The following is a 19,361-nucleotide window of genomic DNA, read 5'->3' on the forward strand; positions in this document are numbered from 1 at the left end:
AAAGCGGCCGGCGCCCGGGGGGAACCGTACGGGCACCGGCCGATCTGGCCTACTCGGCCGGCACGGCGGCCTTCTTGAACTGGGCCGTCTCGGTGGATTCGCCCATCGCGGTGGTGGAGCTCTTGCCGCCCGACAGCGTCACGTTGACCAGGTCGAAATAGCCGGTGCCGACCTCGCGCTGGTGGCGTGTGGCGGTGTAGCCGTCCTTCTCGCTGGCGAACTCGGCCTGCTGGAGTTCGGAATAGGCGCCCATGCCGCGGTCGCGGTAGCCGCGGGCGAGCTCGAACATGCCGTGATTGAGCTGGTGGAAGCCGGCGAGCGTGACGAACTGGAACTTGTAGCCCATCGCGCCGAGCTCCTTCTGGAAGCGCTCGATCGTGGCCTTGTCCAGATTGGCTTCCCAGTTGAAGGAGGGCGAGCAGTTATAGGCCATCATCTTGCCGGGATGCTCCTTCTGCACCGCCTCGGCGAAGCGCTTCGCCTCTTCCAGATTCGGCTTGGAGGTCTCCCACCACAGGAGGTCGGCCACCCTGGCATAGGCGAGGCCGCGCTTGATGCAGTGGTCCACGCCTTTGCCGGATTTCAGCCGGTAGAAGCCCTCCGGTGTGCGTCCGGCCTCGAAATCGATGAATTCGTGATCGCGCTCGTCGATGTCGGAATTGATCAGCGTCGCGCTCTCCGCATCGGTGCGCGCCACGGTGATCGTGGGCACGCCCATCACGTCGGCGGCCAGGCGCGCGGCGTTGAGATTGCGCTCGTGGGCGGCGGTGGAGATCAGCACCTTGCCGCCGAGATGGCCGCACTTCTTCTCCGCCGCGACCTGGTCCTCGAAATGGACCCCCGCCGCCCCGGCCTCGATGAAGGCCTTCATGATCTCGAAGCAGTTCAGCGTGCCCCCGAAGCCGGCCTCGGCGTCCGCGACGATCGGCGCGAACCAGTCCCGGCTCGCCTTGCCCTTCTCCGCGACCTCGATCTGGTCGGCGCGCTGGAGCGTACGGTTGATCTTCTTCGCCAGCTCCGGCGCGGAGTTGGCCGGGTAGAGCGACTGGTCGGGATACATCGCCCCGGCCGTGTTGGCGTCGGCCGCGACCTGCCAGCCGGACAGGTAGATCGCCTTCAGGCCCGCCCGCACCATCTGCATGGCCTGGTTGCCCGACAGCGCGCCGAGCGCATTCACGTAGGGTTCGGTGCGCAGCAGGTCCCAGAGCTTGACCGCGCCGCGCTCGGCGAGGGTGTGGCTGATCTGAACCGAGCCGCGCAGCTTCACGACATCCTCAGGGCCGTAATTGCGCTCGATGCCGTCGAAGCGGCCCGGCTTCGCGCCGGGAACGAGATCGTAGAACGTGGTCATGGCAGGTCCTTCTGATGCGAATGCCTTGTCAAGAGCCTCACAGAAGTGACCGCCGGGGTCCATGATTTACTGTACATGAAGGGGATGTGATGTATGGTTCTGTCACTTGTAACTCTGTGGTGTTGTGAAGTTCTGTAAATGACCGAGCGGCAGGAAAAGCTCTTCGCCGGCGCGCGCCTGCGCCGCCTGAGAAAGGATCTCGGCCAGACCCAGGCCCAGCTCGCCGAGGCGCTCGGCCTGTCGCCGAGCTATCTCAACCTGCTCGAACGCAATCAGCGCCCGGTCACCGCGCGCGTGCTGCTCGCGCTGGCCGAGGCCTACGACATCGACGTGCGCGCCTTCGCCAGCGAGGCCGATCGCCAGATCCTGGCCGATCTCGACGCGCTGGCGCGCGATCCGGTGCTGAAGGGCGTCGATCTCGACCAGCGCGACCTGCGCGATCTCGTCGATGCCAATCCGCGCGCCGCCGATGCGCTGTCGCGCCTGTACCAGGCCTGGCGCGAGGCGAGCACGACGGCCTCCGACCTGGCCGCGCAGATGGCGGGCGGGGCGGGTCGGGGAACCGTGGTCTCGCCGCTGGAAGAGGTGCGCGACGCGCTCGACGCACGCCAGAACCATTTCCCCGACCTGGAGGCTGCCGCCGAGATGCTGCGCGACGGGCTGGAGGAGGACCTGCCGCTCGAACTCGCCCTGGCGCGCCGGCTGCGCTCCGAGCACGGCGCGGCGGTGCGCACCTATCCCGACGAGGTGATGGACGGGGCGCTGCGCCGGTTCGACTTCCACGCCCGCAAGCTGCTCCTGTCCGAACTGCTCTCGCCGGAGGGGCGCGTCTTCCACATCGCCGCGACGCTGGGCCTGCTGGAAGCCGGCCGCGAACTCGACCGCGAGGCCGCCAAGGCGTCCTTCGCCGCAGACGGTTCGACGGCGCTGTACCGCGCCGCGCTGGTCAATTATTTCGCCGGCGCGGTGATGATGCCCTACGCGCCCTTCTTCGAGGCCGCGCAGAAGGTCCGCTACGACATCGAGACGCTCGCGCGGCGCTTTCAGGCGAGCTTCGAGCAGGTCTGCCACCGCCTCACCACGCTGAACCGTCCCGGTGCGCGCGGTGTCGCCTTCTTCATGATCCGCGTCGATCAGGCCGGCAACGTGACCAAGCGGTTCGGCGGCGGGGTGATCCCCTTCGCGCGATCGAGCGGGGGCTGTGCGCGCTGGCGGCTCTACGACGCCTTCCGCTTCCCCGAGCGGGTGCACGTGCACACGATCGAACTGCCCGACCGCACGCGCTTCGTGTCGATCGCCAGGGCCGTCGCCCATCCGCGGCCGGGCGGCGGCGCCCGGCTTCAGGCCGTCGCGCTCGGCTGCGAGGCCAAGGAGGCCGACCGCCTGGTCTACGATCCGGGCCCGGACGGCGAGGTGAGCGAGGTCGGGCTGACCTGCCGGCTGTGCGAGCGCCAGGACTGCGCGGAACGCGCCTACCCGCCGCTGCAGCGCCCCCTCAGGCTCGATCCGCACGTGCGCGGTCGCGCGCCGTTCACCTTCGATGAGGATTAGGCTTTCCGTTCGCCGCCGAGTTCGCTCTATTGTGCGCCAAGGCCGCAACAACCCCTCGAGAGCTCCATGCTGACGCCCCGCCGCCAGGTCCTGCTCCTCGGCTTCGTCCTGTTCCTGCTGCTCGGCGCGCTCGCGGTCTTCGCGAGCCCGCTCTCGGCCGGCAATCTGGAAGCCCGCCTGCAGCGTGCCGCTGACGAGGCGCTCTATTCGGTGCGCGCGGAGGACTGGGCGAGCGTGGAGATGGACGGCCAGGTCGCGACCGTCACCGGGCTCGCTCCCGACCGCATCGCGCAGGCGCGCGCCCTGGAGGCGGTGCGCCGCGCCGCCTGGGCGGGCGGTATCGTGGCGGGCGGCATCACCAAGGTGATCGACGAGACCCGTCTCGAGCGCGAGGACGCCGATTTCGAGCTGCGCGCCGATCTTGTCGGCGGCCGGCTGACCCTGACCGGCTTCGCGCCCGACGCGGCGGGACAGGCTCGCCTGGACGAGCTTGCCGAGCTACGCTTTCCCGGCCGGGCGAGCCTCGATGTGCGCCTCGCCCCCGGCGGCGCACCTGCAGGCTGGGAGAGCGCCGCCCGCCTGATGCTGGGCGAGCTGGCGCGCCTGGATTACGGCACCGGCCTCATGAAGGGCGACCGGCTGGTGGTCACCGGCATCTCGACCAATCCCCAGACCGTCAGTTCGGTGCGCGCCGCCCTGCAGCAGGGTCCGGCCGGTTTCGTGTCGACCGCCCTGGTGCGCACGCCGGGCGGCAGTTTCCACGCCCGAATCGAGGATCCGGCCCTGTGCCGGACGGCCATCGACGCCGCGCTCGGGCCGCGCCCGATCGCCTTCTCGCCGGGCAGCGCCTCGCTGACCGAGCCCTCGCGCAACATGCTGCGCCGGGCCGGCGATGCCTTCGCGCGCTGCGAGACCGCGCCGCTCGTCGTCGCCGTGCGCGCCGATCCTGAGGAGGGCGGCGATCCGCTCGCCCTGGAGCGTGCGGGCGCGATCATCACGGCGATGCGCGCGGCCGGGCTGGCGGCAGACCGGTTCGAAGCCTCCGTCCTGCCCGGCGAGGCGCACTCCGCAATCTCGTTTTCGATCGCCGCGGCGGAACTCGACACGCAGGAGGAAGTTCGTGAAGACAATGGCGATGCTGCGACGGAAGGATAATTCGACATGCTCTGGCTGACCTGGCAGATGTGGATTCTCATCGCGCTGTTCTTTCTCGGCGGCGCGATCGTGGGCTGGATGGCGCGCGCGCGCTCCGATGCCGCGGAGGCGCCCGAACCCCCGCGCGAGGCCTCGGTGAGCAGGACTCCCGAGGCCGCGGCCGGTTCGACTCCGGCGCCGAAATCCTCCGGGGGTGGCGGCAAGCCCGCGAAGCAGGAGCCCGGCTCCAGGCCCGCCCCGGCGGCCGCGAAGAAGGCCGAGCCGACGGACGTGCCGCGCCATGCCGAGGGCGAAGCCACCCACGGCTCGCAGGCCGGTCCCGATCCGGTCGCCGTCGGCGCCATCGCGCCCGCCGCGCCCGAGGCGCCGGAAGAGGGCGTGCGCCGCGAAACCCGCGACAAGGCGCTTGCCGGCAGCGCCGAGGAGCTGACCGCCATCCGCGGCCTCGGCCCGAAGGCGGCCGAGAAGCTGCGCGAGGCGGGCGTCACCACGGTCGCCGAGATCGCGCGCTGGAACGAGGAAGAGATCGACCGCTACGACGCCCTGATCGGCGGGCGCGGCCGCATCCGCCGCGACAACTGGGTCGGCCAGGCCAGGGAGATCGCGAAGGGCGGATAGCGCCCGCGAGCCCCCGGACACGAAGAGGCCGCCGAAGCGCTCCGGCGGCCTTTTTCGTGGTCGGGCCGGCCTACTGGCTGGCCTGCACCGCGGCTTCCTGCTCGCGTATGCGTTCGCGCAGCACCGCGATGGCCGCGTTCACGTCGCCGCCCGCATTGCCGATGATGGAGGTGATCTGGTCGCGCTGGCTCTGGGCGAGCCACACGCCCATCACCTGGGCATCCAGCACCTTCAGGTCGCCATCGGTTTCCAGAACCCGCCAGTTGACCTTGTAGGTCTTCTCCTCGGGCCCCCCGGTGACGGTGGATTTCACGATCCAGTCGCCCGGACCGCGCGTGATCGAGCCGGTGACATCGAGGGTGTGTCCGGCATAGTTCCTCAATTCGCGCTCATAGACATTGATCGCGAACTCGCGGAACACGCGCCCGAACTCCTCGAGTGTCTCCTCGTCGGCCGTGCGCCGGTAGCGGCCGAGCACGAAACCGGTGATCCGGTCGACATCGGCGAGATCGTCGATGCGGGCGCGAAAGTCCTGCTTGACCTCGGCCACCGAGCGCTCGCCCGACCTCATCTCCTGCAGGATGGAGATGATCTCCTGGGCATTGGCTTGCACGAACTGCTCCGCGTCCTCGGCCGTGCGATCGGCGGAGGCCGCGGCGAAGCCGGCGAGTGCGAGGCCGGCGGCGATGAGGAGGGCTCTGAACATGGGTGACCTTGACGTTCTGCGAGGGAGCTGGGCGCCTAGTACTCGTCGAAATCGGGCAGGTCCTCGAACGCGGCCTCGTCGCCATCGGCGATGGCCTGTTCGCGGGCCTGGCGATAGGCCGAGCGGATCTGGACATAGGGATCGATCGCGGCAGCTTCGAGGCTGGAAATGGCATCCTGCGAGCGGGCCCTCAGATCGACGCCGTTGAGCCCGCGCACCGCCCACGCCCATTCCTCGCCGCTGTAATCGGCGTTCCACTGCAGCGGGTGGGGATAGCGGTCCGCGAGGCGGCCAAAGCCATCGCGCACATTCGACGGGCCGAAGACCGGCAGCATGATGTAGGGGCCTTCCCCGAAGCCCCATACCGCCAGCGTCTGGCCGAAATCCTCGCGATGCTCGGCGACGCCGGCCGCGCTCGCCACGTCGAACAGCCCGCCTATGCCGAAGATGGTGTTCACGGCGAAGCGGCCGAACGTCTCCACCGAGGCGCGTGGCTTGCCCTGCAGCACGGTGTTCGCGAACACGACGGGCTGGTTGAGATTGTCCATGAAGTTGCGCACGCCGGTGCGCGCCGGGCGCGGCGTCATCGCCACATAGACCTCGGCGGACGGCTTGATCACGGCGTCGTCGAGCGCGGTGTTGAACCGGTAGACGGCGCGGTTGGCGGGTTCGAACGGATCGTTCGCCTCGCGCGCGCTCTCGCTGGTCGCGCAGGCGGCAAGGGCGAGGGCGATCCCCGCAGTCGCGAGGCGGGCCAGAACGGTTCCGGGCCGGGAAAACGTATTCTGTTTCAAGGAGGCCTCCGATTCTCTCGGGATCGGATAATGGCGGCTTCGGGCGCGAATTGTGAAATTTATCAACGTGCCGCGCCGGTTTTCTATCCGCTGTTGCCTGTTTTCAACCCCCGCCGGCGGCAGGGCGAAGGGCGTTGAACAGAAGCGGATAATGGCATAAAGATATCTTTATGTGATTGTTCGGAGGCTGCATGGACGAGCTCCTGAGAAAGCTGCGCGCTCTGGCCGAGCCCACCCGGCTGCGGATCGTGACCTTGCTGTTTCGCGGCGAGCTGACGGTGAGCGAGCTCATGCAGATTCTCGGGCAGAGCCAGCCGCGGGTGAGCCGGCATCTGAAGATGCTCGTCGATGCCGGCCTCGCCGAGCGCCTGCCGGAGGGCGCCTGGGTTTTCTACCGCCTCGCCAAGGACGCCGTCGGCGAGAAGCTCGCCGCGCTCATCGACGAGATGGCCCATGCCGAGGATCCCGACCTGGAGCGGGATCTGGAGCGCCTGTCCAAGGTCAAGCAGGCCCGCGCCGAGGCCGCGCAGCGCTATTTCGAGCATGCGGCGAAGAACTGGGAGCGCATCCGCGCGCTGCATTTCCCCGAAGTCGACGTGGAATCGGCCATGCGCCGCGCCGCGGGCGAGGGGCCCTTCGACCTGCATCTCGACATCGGCACGGGGACGGGGCGCATGCTCGAGCTGTTCGCCGACCGGGCCCGGGACGGGATCGGCATCGATCTGTCCCACGAGATGCTCAACGTGGCGCGCTCCAAGATCGCCGAGGCCGGGCTCACCGACCGCTTCGTGCGCCAGGCCGATGCCGGCGCGCTGCCGATCGACAGCGGAGCGGCCGATCTGGTGACCGTGCACCAAGTGCTGCACTATCTCGACGATCCGCGCCGCGCGCTCGGCGAATGCGCCCGAGTGCTCGCGCCGGGCGGGCGCATGATCGTGGTCGATTTCGCGCCCCACGCCCTGGAATTTCTGCGCGCCGAGCATCATCACCGCCGCCTCGGCTTCACCCGCGAGGAAATCGCGGAATGGCTGGAAAAGGCCGGGCTCGAGCCGGGCGAGACCATCGCGCTGGAACCCGACGATCCCGAGACGCTTCTTACCGTGTTGATCTGGACCGCGACCAAGCCCGAGGCCGGCGCCGAGCCCGGCAGCAGAAACCGGTCGCGCACAACGGAGCCTGCCCAATGAGCTGGATGACCCAACCCCCGCGCGAGGCCGTCGCGCGCCCGAAGGTCTCGTTCGAGTTCTTCCCGCCGAAGAGCGAGGAGATGGAGGAGCGGCTGTGGGACTCCATCTCCCGGCTCGAGCCGATGGACCCCGCCTTCGTCTCGGTCACCTACGGGGCGGGCGGCTCGACCCGCGACCGCACCCACCGGACGGTGCGCCGCATCGTCAAGGAGACCGGCCTCAAGCCCGCCGCCCACCTGACCTGCGTCTGCGCGACCAAGGACGAGATCAACGAGGTCATCAGGGACTACTGGGATGCCGGCGTGCGCCACATCGTGGCGCTGCGCGGCGATCCGCCCGAAGGCATCGGGGAAACCTACCAGCCCTATCCGGGCGGCTACATCAACGCGGCCGATCTCGCCGGCGGGATCAAGACGATCGGCGATTTCGAGATCTCGGTCGGCTGCTATCCGGAGAAGCATCCCGAGAGCCCGACCTGGGACTACGATCTCGATCTCCTCAAGCAGAAGATCGACAACGGGGCGACGCGCGCGATCACCCAGTTCTTCTTCGACCCGGAGGTCTTCTTTCGCTATCGCGAGCGCGCGGTGAAGGCCGGCATCGACATCCCGATCGTGCCCGGCATCATGCTGCAGCCCAATTTCAAGGGGCTCACGCGCATGGCCTCGATGTGCGGGGCGAGCATCCCGTCCTGGATGGACGAGCTCTACGAAGGGCTCGACGAGGACGTGAAGACCCGCGAGATGGTCACCGCCAACATCGCGGCCAATCTGTGCACCGAGCTCGCCCGCGGCGGGGTCGATCAATTCCACTTCTACACGCTGAACCGGGCCGAGCTCGCGCTCTCGACCTGCCGCCTGCTGGGCGTGAAACCGCGCGAGATGGAGCCGGCATGACCCGCAAGCAGAGACTTCAAGCGGCCGAAAGGCTCGCCGCCGAGCGCATCCTCGTGCTCGACGGGGCGATGGGCACCGAGATCCAGCGCCTGAAGCTGACCGAGGAGGATTATCGCGGGCAGCGCTTCGCCGACTGGGCCAAGCCCCTGCAGGGCAATAACGACGTGCTCAACCTGTCGCGCCCGGATGCCGTCATCAAGGTGCACCGCGCCTATTTCGAGGCCGGCGCCGACATCGTGGAGACCAACACCTTCTCCGCCACGCGCATCGCCCAGGCCGACTACCAGATGGAAGACATCGCCGCCGAGATCGCGAGCGAAGGCGCGCGCCTGGCGCGCGAGGCCGCCGACCAGGTCGCCGAGGAAACCGGCTCGCCGCGTTTCGTGGCCGGCGCGATCGGGCCGACCAACAGGACCCTGTCGATCTCTCCCGACGTCGAGGACCCCGGCTTTCGCGCCGTGAGCTTCGACGAGGTGCGCGAGACCTATGCCGAGCAGATCGAGGCGATGGCGCCTCATGTCGACTTCTTCCTGATCGAGACGATCTTCGACACGCTCAACGCCAAGGCCGCGATCAAGGCGCTCATCGACCTTCGCGCATCCGGAGCGATCGAGGCCGACATCCCGGTCATGCTGTCGGGCACGATCACGGACGCCTCCGGACGCACGCTTTCGGGCCAGACCACCGAGGCGTTCTGGAACTCGGTGCGCCATGCCAGGCCCTGGGCGGTGGGCCTGAACTGCGCGCTCGGCGGCAAGGAGCTGCGCCAGTACGTGCAGGAGATGAGCCGGGTCGCCGATACCCGCGTGCTCGCCTATCCCAATGCCGGCCTTCCCAACGCCATGGGCGAGTATGACGAGACGCCGCAGGAGACCGCCGGCTGGATCGCGGGCTGGGCCAGGGACGGGCTCGTCAACATCGTCGGCGGGTGCTGCGGCACGACGCCCGAACACATCGCCGCGATCGCGAAGGCGGCCGCGGAAGGCACGCCGCGCACGATCCCCGAGCGCCCGCGCGCCATGCGCCTGTCCGGGCTGGAGCCGTTCGAGCTGGCGTCATGATCAACGGACCGGTCAGCAAGGGCGATCTGTTCGTGTTCTACGGCCTCCTGAAGAAGGGGGCCGCGGGTGCGCCGGCCCATATCGATCTCGAGGCGGCCGGCCGGTATCTCGGCCCCTGCCGCTTCAGGGCCAGGCTCGTCGATCTCGGCGGCTATCCCGGCGCGGTGGACGGCGAGACCCTGTGCACCGGCGAACTCTACGTGCTGGAGGACGTCTCGGTCGCGCGCGAACTCGACGCCTTCGAGGATGTCGAGGCGGGCGATCCGGCCGACTCCCTGTTCCAGCGCCGCAAGATCGACGTGCTCGACGACGAGGGCCGGCCCACGGGCCAGACGGCCTGGATCTACTGGTATGCAAAACCGGCCGCCGGCGCGCCCGAGGTGGCGAACGGCGACTGGCCGCTCGAAGGAAAGCGATAGAATGACCGCAACGGCTTCCCAAAGTTTCGTCAATGTCGGCGAACGCACCAACGTCACCGGCTCGGCGAAATTCAGAAAGCTGATCAAGGAGGGCGATTACCAGGCCGCCCTCGACGTCGCGCGCCAGCAGGTGGAGAACGGCGCCCAGATCATCGATGTCAACATGGACGAGGGCCTGCTGGATTCGAAGGCGGCGATGGAGACCTTCCTCAAGCTCATCGCCACCGAGCCGGACATCGCGCGCGTGCCGGTCATGATCGATTCCTCGAAATTCGAGGTGATCGAGACCGGCCTGAAATGGATCCAGGGCAAGTGCATCGTCAACTCGATCTCCATGAAGGAGGGCGAGGACCAGTTCCGCGAGCAGGCGCGCATCTGCCAGTCCTACGGCGCCGCCGTCGTGGTCATGGCGTTCGACGAGGTCGGCCAGGCCGACACCGCCGACCGCAAGTACGAGATCTGCGAGCGCGCCTACAGGATCCTGGTCGACGAGGTCGGCTTCGCGCCGGAAGACATCATCTTCGATCCGAACATCTTCGCGGTCGCGACCGGCATCGAGGAGCACAACAACTACGCCGTCGACTTCATCGAGGCGACCCGGCGCATCCGCGAGAACCTGCCCGGCTGCCACGTCTCGGGCGGGCTGTCCAACATCTCGTTTTCCTTCCGCGGCAACGAGCCGGTGCGCCGCGCGATGCACTCGGTCTTCCTCTATCACGCCATCCCGGCGGGCCTGGACATGGCCATCGTCAATGCCGGCCAGCTCGACATCTACGACGACATCGATCCCGAGCTGAGGGAGCTCGTCGAGGACGTCATCCTGAACCGGCGCGCGGACGCGACCGAGCGCCTGCTCGAGGCGGCCGAGAAATATCGCGACGATGGCGGCGCCAGGCAGAAGGCCGATGCCGAGTGGCGCTCCAAGCCGGTCGAGGAGCGGCTGAAATACGCCCTCGTCAAGGGCCTGACCGAGCACATCATCGAGGACACCGAGGAGATGCGGCAGAAGTCCGAGCGGCCCCTGCACGTCATCGAGGGCCCGCTGATGGACGGCATGAACATCGTCGGCGACCTGTTCGGCTCGGGCAAGATGTTCCTGCCCCAGGTCGTCAAGTCGGCCCGCGTGATGAAGAAGGCCGTCGGCCACCTCTTCCCCTACATGGAGAAGGAACGCGAGGAGATGGGCCTCGCCGACGAGCCGGCCGGCAAGATCGTCATGGCGACCGTGAAGGGCGACGTGCACGATATCGGCAAGAACATCGTCGGGGTCGTCCTGCAGTGCAACGGCTACGACGTGGTCGATCTCGGCGTCATGGTGCCGGCCGAGAAGATCCTCGAGACCGCGAGGCAGGAGAAGGCCGACGCGATCGGCCTGTCCGGCCTCATCACCCCCTCGCTCGACGAGATGGTCCACGTGGCCAGCGAGATGCAGCGCCAGGGCATGGACCTGCCGCTCCTGATCGGCGGGGCCACCACCAGCCCGGCCCACACCGCGGTCAAGATCGAGCCGGCCTACAGGAACGCGCCCGTGGTCCACGTCCACGATGCGAGCCGCGCGGTCGGCGTCGTCTCGAAACTCCTCTCCGACAAGCGCCAGGCGTTCTGGGACGAGACGAAGGAGAAGTTCGAGAAGATCCGCGAGACCCGCGCGCGCAATCAGAGCGCCAAGACGCGCCTGCCGATCGGCAAGGCGCGCGAGAAGGCCTTCGACCCGGACACCGCGGACTACACCCCGCCGAAGCCGAAGCGGCCGGGCCTGACCACGATCGACGATGTGCGCCTGCAGGACCTCGTGCCCTATATCGACTGGACGCCCTTCTTCATGTCCTGGGACATGAAGGGGACGTATCCCAAGATCTTCGACGATCCCAACCGCGGCCCCGCCGCGCGCGAGCTGTTCGCGGACGGCCAGAAGATGCTGGAGAAGATGGTCGCCGAGGACTGGCTGAAGCCGAAGGGCGTGGTCGGCCTCTGGCCGGCCCGGCGCAGCGGCGACGATATCGAGATCTTCGCGGACGAGGAGCGCGCGGACGTCATCGGCAGGTTCTTCGGCCTGCGCCAGCAGAGCGAGAAGACCGGGGACAAGCCCTATTACACGATCTGCGACTTCGTCTCGGCGACCCGGCCGGACTGGGTCGGCGGCTTCGCCGTGACCGCCGGCACCGACGAGGAGGACATCATCGCGCGCTTCCGGCGCGACAAGGACGATTATTCGGAAATCATGTTCAAGGCGCTCGCCGACCGCTTCGCCGAGGCGTTCGCCGAATATCTCCACGAGCGGGTCCGCAAGGAGCTCTGGGGCTATGCGCCGGACGAGTCCCTGACGATCGAGGAACTCATCTCGGAAGCCTATGACGGCATCCGCCCGGCGCCCGGCTATCCCGCCCAGCCCGACCACACCGAGAAGGACACGCTGTTCGAACTGCTCGAAGCCACGAAGCGCACCGGCATCGAGCTGACCGAGAGCCGCGCGATGAACCCGCCGGCCTCGGTCTCGGGCATGTACTTCTCCCATCCCGAGAGCGTCTATTTCGCCGTCGGGCGCATCGCGAAGGACCAGGTGGAGGACTACGCCAGGCGCAAGGGCTGGTCGGTCGAGGAGGCCGAGCGCCACCTCGCCCCGATCCTGGGCTACGACCCCGACGCCGACGAGGCGATCGCGGAGGCGGCGGAGTAGGGCGGCTCGCGGGCGTCACGGTCCCGGTTCTGTTTCCCCGCTGCCGGCTTCGTGCTCGTGGGCCGAATGGGGGTCGCCCTCCGCCGGCTCTTCCTCGCCGCTCTCCTCCCCGGTCGTGGGCGGGTCGACGAGTTCGCCCTCGGGCGCATCGGCCTCGGTATCCCCGGCCTGGGGCGAATCCGGCGTCGTCTCGCGCGCGGAGACGGGCGGTTCGGCCTCGGGCAGGCGGTTGGCGCCGGACTCGTGCGGCTCGTCCTCGCCGGCATAGCCGCAGGCGGCGAGCGCGAGGGCCGCGGCGGAGATCACGATCAGGGCTGGGCGCAGGGTCATGGGTTTGCCTCCGGTCTCTCGGCGGCCGAGGGGCCGCGTCTTGGCTGGAATAACCGGCCGGGCGCGCACGGCGTTCCCGGTTCTTCCGCTCCCTCCCCTTGACGGGTCGGGTGGGGTGAGGCGGCCGGCAAGACCCGGCAGCCGGCTTCCCCACCCCCTCAGTCTCGGGTTCCCCGGGGACAGCGCCCCCATCAAGGGGGAGCAGGGCGCTGAACGGCCGCTCACACCGCGCTGCCCGGGCGCATCTTGCGCGGCCCGGCCTGGCGCAGCGTCACGCCGGTGCTCTCGCGCCCGTCGGCGATGTGCACCTCGGGCCCCTTCGGCACGATTGCCTGCGGGTTCAGGTTCTCGTGGCTCTCGTAATAGTGATGATTCGCATGGAAAAGATCGAAGAGCTCGCCGACGCCCTCATGGGCGTGCAGGCGCCTGCCATAGGCCTCGAGATTGGGATAGTCGATCAGGCGCCTGACATTGCACTTGAAATGGCCGTGATAGACCGGGTCGAAGCGCACCAGCGTGGTGTAGAGCCGCCAGTCGGCCTCGGTCAGCGTCTCGCCCAGCAGGAAGGGGCGCCCGTCCGACAGTATCCGTTCCAGCCAGTCGAGCGTGTCGAAAAGGGCCGCCACCGCCTCGTCGTATGCCTCCTGGCTCGTCGCGAAGCCGGCCTTGTAGACGCCATTGTTCACATGCGAATAGACTCGGGCGTTGATGCGGTCGATCTCCGGGCGCAGCGCTTCGGGGTAATAGTCGCCCGCCCTCGCGCCGACGCCGTCGAAGGCGGAGTTGAACATGCGGATGATCTCCGCGCTCTCGTTGGAGACGATCGTCCCGCGCTTCCTGTCCCACAGCACCGGCACGGTCACGCGCCCGGTGAAGTGCGGGTCGGCGGCGGTATAGACCTGGTGCAGATAGTCCGCGCCGTGGATGGGGTCGGCGATGACGCCCGGCCCCTCGCGGAACTCCCACCCGTTCTCCTTCATCCGCCAGTGCACGACGGAAAGCGGGATCATCTCCTCCAGGCCCTTGAGCCGGCGGAAGATCAGCGTGCGGTGCGCCCAGGGGCAGGCGAGCGAGACATAGAGGTGATAGCGCCCCGGCTCGGCCTCGAACCCGCCTTCGCCCGACGGCCCCGGCGCGCCGTCGGGCGTGATCCAGTTCCTGAAGCGGGTCTCGGGACGCTCGAACTTCCCGCCCGTGCTCTCGGTGTCGTACCATTCGTCTTTCCAGACGCCATCGACGAGACGGCCCATGGGGTTCTCCCTTTTGATTGCGTCAGACCAGTCAGGTCGTTCCACCCTTCCTCCCCCTCAAGGGGAGGGAGAGGACGAGGTCAGAACCGACCCTGCTGGTAATCCATCATCGCCTGGCGCACCTCGCCCTCGGTCGTCATGACGAACGGGCCCGCCCACACGATGGGTTCCCCGATCGGCTTGCCGGCGGCCAGCATGACGCGCGCGCCGTGCGCCCCGGCGGTGATGCGCACCGTCCTGCCCTCGCCGAACACGCCGAGCATGCCGGCATCCAGGCGCTGGCCCGCGATCTCGACATCGCCGGAATGCACCGCCGCGAAGGCGGTTTTCTCGTCGGAAACCGGCTCCTCGAACACCGCGTTCGGGGCCATGCGCAGCTCGGCGTAGAGGGGCTCGACGGTGATCCCGGTGACGGGGCCCTCCACGCCCGTGGAGGTGCGGCCCGTGACGATCTTGGCCTCCACCCCGTCGCGCACGTCGGCGGGGATCTCGGCCTCGTCGAACTCCTGATAGCCGGCGGGCTTCATCTTTTCCGCCTTCGGCAGGTTGATCCAGAGCTGGAAGCCGGACAGAAGCCCGTCCTCCTGCTCGGGCATCTCCGAATGGACGATGCCCCCGGCCGCGGTCATCCACTGCACCCCGCCCGGCTCGATCACGCCCTCATGGCCCTTGTTGTCCTTGTGGCGCATCCTGCCGGCGACCATGTAGGTCACCGTCTCGAAGCCGCGGTGGGGATGGGGCGGAAAGCCGGCGAGATAGTCGCCGGGATTGTCGGAGTGGAAATGATCCAGCATCAGGAACGGGTCGAGCGTTCGAAGCTGGGGCGTTCCCAGCATGCGGGTGAGCTTCACCCCCGCCCCGTCCGAGGCGGGCATGCCGCGTGTGATCCTGACGAGCTTGCGGACTGCCATGTCGGCCTCCCTCGATGAGCCTTGTTCGTCAGGGAACATGGGCCGAAGCGGTCCGGTTATCGAGGGGGAAGGCGTGATGGCACTGTTTCCGTCCAGGAAAGGATGCGCCCGCGCGCGTCCCCCCGCACGCGTCCCGGTGGACGCGGCGCGCGCGCCGGGCTAAGGCGAGGCCGCCTCGCGGCGGGCGGCAGACCAGGACAGACGTGATTTCATGAGCGAACCCTTTGTACTCGGCTGGGAGGAATGGGCGGCCTTTCCGGGCCTCGGCCTTCCCGCGATCAAGGCGAAGGTGGATACCGGCGCGCGCACCTCGGCGCTGCACGCGGTCTCGATCGAGCCCTTCGGCCCCGTCGACAAGCCCCAGGTCCGCTTCATCATGCATCCCGTGCCCGACCGGCCCGAGGTCGAGGTCACCTGCGCGGCCCCGGCGGTCGACCGGCGCGAGGTGACGAGCTCGAACGGGGAGACCGAGCTGCGCTGGGTGATCGAGGCGCGCGTGAAGATCGGCGAGCGCGAATGGCCGATCGAGGTGACGCTCACCAACCGGGAGACCATGCAGTACCGCATGCTGCTCGGCCGCGCGGCGATTCTCGACGACATGGTGGTCAGCCCCACCACCTCCTGCGCGCAGGGCGAGCTCGGCTACGAGCTCTACAAGGACTTCCCCAGGCGCAAGCCGGTCAAGCGCCCGCTGCGCATCGCCATCCTGACGCGCGAACCGAAGAACTACTCCTCCCAGCGCCTGAAGGAGGCCGCCGAGGCCAAGGGCCACGTCGCGGAGATGATCAATACCGCGCGCTGCACCATGGCGATCAACGCGCTCTCGCCGGCGGTGTTCTATGACGGGCGCAAGCTGCCGCGCTACGACGCGGTGATCCCGCGCATCGGGGCCTCGCTGACCGATTACGGCATGGCCGTGCTGCGCCAGTTCGAGATGACCGGCGCCTACATCCTCAATTCCGCCCCCGCGATCGGGGCGAGCCGGGACAAGCTCTACGCCCACCAGGTGCTCGCGCGTGCCGGCATCGGCATGCCCACCACGGCCTTCGCCCACTCCCCGAAGGACACCAAGAACCTCATCTCCCACGTCGGCGGCGCGCCGCTGGTGGTGAAGCTGCTGGAAAGCACGCAAGGCAAGGGCGTCGTGCTTGCCGAGACCGCCAAGGCGGCCGAGAGCGTGATCGACGCCTTCCGCGGGCTGGAGGCCAACTTCATCGTCCAGGAATTCGTCAAGGAGGCGGCCGGGGAGGACATTCGCGCCCTCGTCGTGGGCGGCAAGGTCGTCGCGGCGATGAAGCGCAAGGCCCAGGCCGGCGAGTTCCGCTCCAACCTGCACCGCGGCGGGGAGGCGATGCGGGTCAAGCTCACGAAGGAGGAGCGCGCGACCGCCCTCAGGGCGGCCAAGGCGATGGGCCTGGCGGTCGCGGGCGTCGATCTCCTGCGCTCCGACACCGGGCCGAAGGTGCTCGAGGTCAATTCCTCGCCGGGCCTTGAAGGCATCGAGAAGACGTCCGGCAAGGACGTCGCCGGCCTGCTCATCGACCACATCGAGGCCCATGTGCGCACCATGACCGGACCGCCGCGCCGGCGCGCCAGGTCCAGGAAGGCCCAGGCCGCCCGGGCCGAGGCCGGCGCCGGGCCGGCGGGCGAAGCCGGGCGCGACGCGGCGGAATGAAAAAAGCCCGCGGCCGGTTGAGGGTCCGGCCGCGGGCTCCCCGCATGCGGCGCGCGCCCGTCGGGAGACATGAGGGCCCCGCGCGCCGCACCGGCTCGTGACCGGGCTTATTCGCCCGGCAGGATCACCGTATCGATGACGTGGATCACGCCGTTGCTGGCGTCGACGTCGGCGGCGACGACACTGGCGCCGTCGACCGTGACCGAGCCGTCGGCGTTCACGACGACGTTCACGGTGTCGCCCTGCAGGGTTTCGAGCTCATACGTGCCCGGCTCGGTCCCGGCGGCCGTGTATTCGCCCGGCACCACGTGATAGGTCAGCACCGAGACGAGCTGGTCCTTGTTCTCCGGCTGCAGGAGCGTGTCGAGCGTGCCCTCGGGCAGGGCGGCGAAGGCCGGATCGTTCGGCGCGAAGACGGTGAACGGGCCTTCGCCCTTCAGCGCCTCGACGAGTTCGGCGGCCTGCAGCGCGGCGACGAGCGTGTCGAAGCCGTCGGCCTGGATGGCGGTGTCCACGATGTCGGCCTGCATCTGGTGATGGTCGCCGGAGGCGTGGTGGTCGGCGAGGGCGGGCGCCGCGGTCAGGGCGATCGCGGCGGTGGAAAGCAGGGCGGTGAATCGCATGGGGTTCTCCTCCTTGGGAGGTCTGGTGGGGAGGCTGCCGGAGCATCCGGCAGCTGCCCGGCCTCTTGCCGGACGAACTCTCATACGAGTGCCGGACCCCCGCCGGATCTGCCCGTCATAAGTTTATGCCGCGCGCGGCCCGCGGCGGGGCGCCTCCCGCGCCTTCCGGCACGCACGGCAAATACCGGGTGGCAAGCGCGCGCCGGCGGCGCTACGCCTTCGCCAGGCTTGAAGACAAAAGAGGTTCTCGATGTCAGGAGAAGAGGACGCGGCCGACCGCGACTACGTGATCGGGGTGAACGAGGCCGAGATCGCCCGGCTCGGCACCCAGCATGCCGTCTGGCGCGAGACGGCGCTGAAGGCCTGGTCGCGGGCGGGGCTGAAGCCCGCCATGGCGGTCGCCGATATCGGCTGCGGGCCGGGCTATGCCGCCCTCGATCTCGCCGCGGCGGTCGGGCCGCAGGGACGCGTGATCGGCGTCGACCAGTCGCGCACCTTCCTGAAGGTTCTGCGCGAGCGCGCCGCGGGGCAGGGGCTGTCGAACGTCGAGACGGTCGAGAGCGATCTCGCCCACCTCGACCTGGCGCCGGAAAGCCTCGACATGATCTTTGTGCGCTGGGTGCTCTCCTTCGTGCCCGAGCCCGAGGCCGCGCTCGCGCGCATGGTGAGGGCGCTCAAGCCCGGCGGTGCCATCGTGCTGCAGGAATACGGCTGCTACCGCACCTTCCGCGTCGAGCCGCACGAGCCGGTCCTCGACCGCTTCCTCGATGCGGTCGAGGCGAGCTGGAAGGCCGGGGGCGGGGACGCCAATGTCGCGCGCCGCCTGCCGGGCGCTCTCGTGGACGCGGGGTGCGAGGTCGCCCAGATGACGCCCCTGGTGTTCGCGGCGCAGCGCGGCGAACCCTTCTACACCTGGCCCCTGACCTGGATCCGCCAGGCTCCCGACCGCATGGCCGAACTCGGCTTCCTGACGGCGCAGCAGGCCCGCGACTTCCATGCCTGGCTCGGGCGCGTCGACGCGGCGGAGCACTCCTGGCTCACCACTCCGATGGTGCTGGAAATCATCGCCCGCAAATGCTGAGCTATGATCGTCCCTTCTCGACAGGAGTCTTCCATGCCGCTCGCCCTCCAGACTCCGGTCGACAGCCCGTTCGGCGCGCGCTCCACAGCGATGGGGGTCGTCCGGGGGCATGACCTCTCCGGCAAGCGCGCGCTCGTCACCGGCGGCTATTCGGGGATCGGGCTGGAAACCACCCGGGCGCTCGCCGCCGCCGGGGCCGAGGTGATCGTGCCCGCCCGCGACCGGGAGAAGGCCGGGCGCGCCCTCGCGCAGGTCGAGGGGCGCATCGAGATCGCCGATCTCGACCTCGGCGACCAGAATAGCGTCAGGGCGTGTGCCGATAGCCTCGCCGGGCGGTTCGACAGACTCCATCTGCTGATCAGCAATGCCGGGATCATGGCCTGCCCGCTGCAGCGGACCGCCGAGGGGTGGGAGCTGCAGTTCGCGACCAACCATCTCGGCCACTTCACCCTGTTCGCCGGGCTTCTGCCCTTGCTGCGCAGGGCGGACGGCGCGCGCGTCGTGGCGCTGTCCTCGCTCGGTCACCTCATCACCGATGTCGACCGCGAGGATCCGATGTTCCACCACCGCGCCTACGACAAGTGGGTCGCCTACGGCCAGTCGAAGAGCGCCAACGCGCAGTTCGCCGTCGCGGTGGCGCAGCGGTTTTCCGGCGACGGCATAAGGGCTTACTCGGTCCATCCCGGCGGCATCATGACCGATCTCCAGCGCGATCTCGCGGCCGAGGAGATGCGCGCCATGGGCTGGATCGACGAGCAGGGCCGCGTCCCGGACCGCTTCAAGACGCCGGAGCAGGGCGCCGCGACGAGCGTGTGGGCGGCGGTCTCGCCCCTGCTCGAGGACCGCTCCGGGGCCTATCTGGAAGACTGCAATGTCGCGGTGGAGGAAGAGGGGCGCACCCAGTCCGGCGTGCGTGCCTGGGCGGTCGATCCGGACCGCGCCGAGGCGCTGTGGGTGCTGTCGGAGCGGCTGACGGGCCTGCGGGTCTGAAAAAATCGCCTCGCGCGTGCATTTCGAGATGACGCAGAGGGCACCTTGCGATAATACCAGCATTTCGGCCCGCTTTATTTCCACAT

Annotated in this window: 18 protein-coding genes; 11 read left to right on the forward strand and 7 right to left on the reverse strand. The window is 68.8% G+C overall.

All coding sequences use genetic code 11. The features are described from left to right. Positions 1-49 precede the first annotated feature (49 nt). A complete protein-coding gene (aceA, locus tag JW792_RS01525; protein ID WP_135994415.1) occupies positions 50-1,351 on the reverse strand; it encodes an isocitrate lyase in 1,302 nt (433 codons plus the stop codon). Positions 1,352-1,489: 138 nt separating this feature from the next. On the opposite strand from aceA, the gene JW792_RS01530 reads away from it, so the two are divergent. The 3 genes from JW792_RS01530 to JW792_RS01540 all read left to right on the forward strand — a co-directional run bounded on the left by JW792_RS01530 (position 1,490) and on the right by JW792_RS01540 (position 4,675). After that, on the forward strand, positions 1,490-2,902 hold the full coding sequence (locus JW792_RS01530; RefSeq protein WP_135994414.1) for a helix-turn-helix domain-containing protein: 1,413 nt from the start codon (positions 1,490-1,492) through the stop codon (positions 2,900-2,902). A 66-nt stretch (positions 2,903-2,968) separates the two neighbouring features. Further along, entirely contained in the window at positions 2,969-4,057 is a 1,089-nt protein-coding gene (locus JW792_RS01535) for an OmpA family protein (RefSeq protein ID WP_135994413.1), read from the forward strand. Between the two features lie 6 nt (positions 4,058-4,063). Further along, positions 4,064-4,675, forward strand: a complete 612-nt coding sequence (locus tag JW792_RS01540) for a helix-hairpin-helix domain-containing protein (RefSeq protein WP_135994412.1) — start codon at positions 4,064-4,066, stop codon at positions 4,673-4,675. A 70-nt stretch (positions 4,676-4,745) separates the two neighbouring features. Here JW792_RS01540 and JW792_RS01545 read toward each other — a convergent pair whose 3' ends face one another. Then, complete coding sequence (locus JW792_RS01545) at positions 4,746-5,381, reverse strand: MlaC/ttg2D family ABC transporter substrate-binding protein (RefSeq protein WP_135994411.1); 636 nt, start codon at positions 5,379-5,381, stop codon at positions 4,746-4,748. A 35-nt stretch (positions 5,382-5,416) separates the two neighbouring features. Then, the gene (locus tag JW792_RS01550) at positions 5,417-6,175 is read right to left on the reverse strand and encodes an MlaA family lipoprotein (protein ID WP_241095029.1); all 759 of its coding nucleotides are present in this window, start codon (positions 6,173-6,175) and stop codon (positions 5,417-5,419) included. Positions 6,176-6,366: 191 nt separating this feature from the next. Here JW792_RS01550 and JW792_RS01555 point away from each other — a divergent pair, with 191 nt between their 5' ends. The 5 genes from JW792_RS01555 to metH are packed head-to-tail and all read left to right on the forward strand — an operon-like array spanning position 6,367 to position 12,415. After that, complete coding sequence (locus tag JW792_RS01555; protein WP_135994410.1) at positions 6,367-7,362, forward strand: ArsR/SmtB family transcription factor; 996 nt, start codon at positions 6,367-6,369, stop codon at positions 7,360-7,362. Between the two features lie 5 nt (positions 7,363-7,367). Then, on the forward strand, positions 7,368-8,258 hold the full coding sequence (gene metF / locus JW792_RS01560; protein ID WP_135995231.1) for a methylenetetrahydrofolate reductase [NAD(P)H]: 891 nt from the start codon (positions 7,368-7,370) through the stop codon (positions 8,256-8,258). Continuing rightward, on the forward strand, positions 8,255-9,319 hold the full coding sequence (locus tag JW792_RS01565; RefSeq protein ID WP_135994409.1) for a homocysteine S-methyltransferase family protein: 1,065 nt from the start codon (positions 8,255-8,257) through the stop codon (positions 9,317-9,319). Before metF ends, JW792_RS01565 begins: the two co-directional genes overlap by 4 nt. Continuing rightward, positions 9,316-9,738, forward strand: a complete 423-nt coding sequence (locus JW792_RS01570) for a gamma-glutamylcyclotransferase family protein (protein WP_135994408.1) — start codon at positions 9,316-9,318, stop codon at positions 9,736-9,738. Before JW792_RS01565 ends, JW792_RS01570 begins: the two co-directional genes overlap by 4 nt. 1 nt (position 9,739) lies before the next feature. Further along, positions 9,740-12,415, forward strand: a complete 2,676-nt coding sequence (gene metH, locus JW792_RS01575) for a methionine synthase (protein WP_135994407.1) — start codon at positions 9,740-9,742, stop codon at positions 12,413-12,415. Positions 12,416-12,430: 15 nt separating this feature from the next. On the opposite strand, the gene JW792_RS01580 is transcribed toward metH, so the two are convergent. The 3 genes from JW792_RS01580 to JW792_RS01590 all read right to left on the reverse strand — a co-directional run bounded on the left by JW792_RS01580 (position 12,431) and on the right by JW792_RS01590 (position 14,906). Continuing rightward, complete coding sequence (locus JW792_RS01580; RefSeq protein ID WP_135994406.1) at positions 12,431-12,745, reverse strand: hypothetical protein; 315 nt, start codon at positions 12,743-12,745, stop codon at positions 12,431-12,433. A gap of 221 nt (positions 12,746-12,966) precedes the next feature. Next, positions 12,967-13,995: a glutathione S-transferase family protein gene (locus JW792_RS01585; protein ID WP_135994405.1), complete on the reverse strand. Its 1,029-nt coding sequence runs from the start codon at positions 13,993-13,995 to the stop codon at positions 12,967-12,969. Positions 13,996-14,075: 80 nt separating this feature from the next. After that, complete coding sequence (locus tag JW792_RS01590; RefSeq protein ID WP_135994404.1) at positions 14,076-14,906, reverse strand: pirin family protein; 831 nt, start codon at positions 14,904-14,906, stop codon at positions 14,076-14,078. A 211-nt stretch (positions 14,907-15,117) separates the two neighbouring features. On the opposite strand from JW792_RS01590, the gene rimK reads away from it, so the two are divergent. Further along, positions 15,118-16,581, forward strand: a complete 1,464-nt coding sequence (gene rimK / locus JW792_RS01595; RefSeq protein WP_135994403.1) for a 30S ribosomal protein S6--L-glutamate ligase — start codon at positions 15,118-15,120, stop codon at positions 16,579-16,581. Between the two features lie 107 nt (positions 16,582-16,688). On the opposite strand, the gene JW792_RS01600 is transcribed toward rimK, so the two are convergent. Continuing rightward, positions 16,689-17,204 carry a fasciclin domain-containing protein gene (locus JW792_RS01600; RefSeq protein WP_135994402.1) on the reverse strand — a complete coding sequence of 172 codons (516 nt, stop codon included), beginning with the start codon at positions 17,202-17,204 and terminating at the stop codon, positions 16,689-16,691. A 250-nt stretch (positions 17,205-17,454) separates the two neighbouring features. Here JW792_RS01600 and JW792_RS01605 point away from each other — a divergent pair, with 250 nt between their 5' ends. Then, a complete protein-coding gene (locus tag JW792_RS01605) occupies positions 17,455-18,285 on the forward strand; it encodes a methyltransferase domain-containing protein (RefSeq protein ID WP_135994401.1) in 831 nt (276 codons plus the stop codon). A 33-nt stretch (positions 18,286-18,318) separates the two neighbouring features. Continuing rightward, positions 18,319-19,275: an oxidoreductase gene (locus tag JW792_RS01610; protein WP_135994400.1), complete on the forward strand. Its 957-nt coding sequence runs from the start codon at positions 18,319-18,321 to the stop codon at positions 19,273-19,275. The last annotated feature ends 86 nt before the right edge of the window (positions 19,276-19,361 follow it).

It is taken from the genome of Marinicauda algicola (assembly GCF_017161425.1).
GTDB lineage: Bacteria > Pseudomonadota > Alphaproteobacteria > Caulobacterales > Maricaulaceae > Marinicauda > Marinicauda algicola.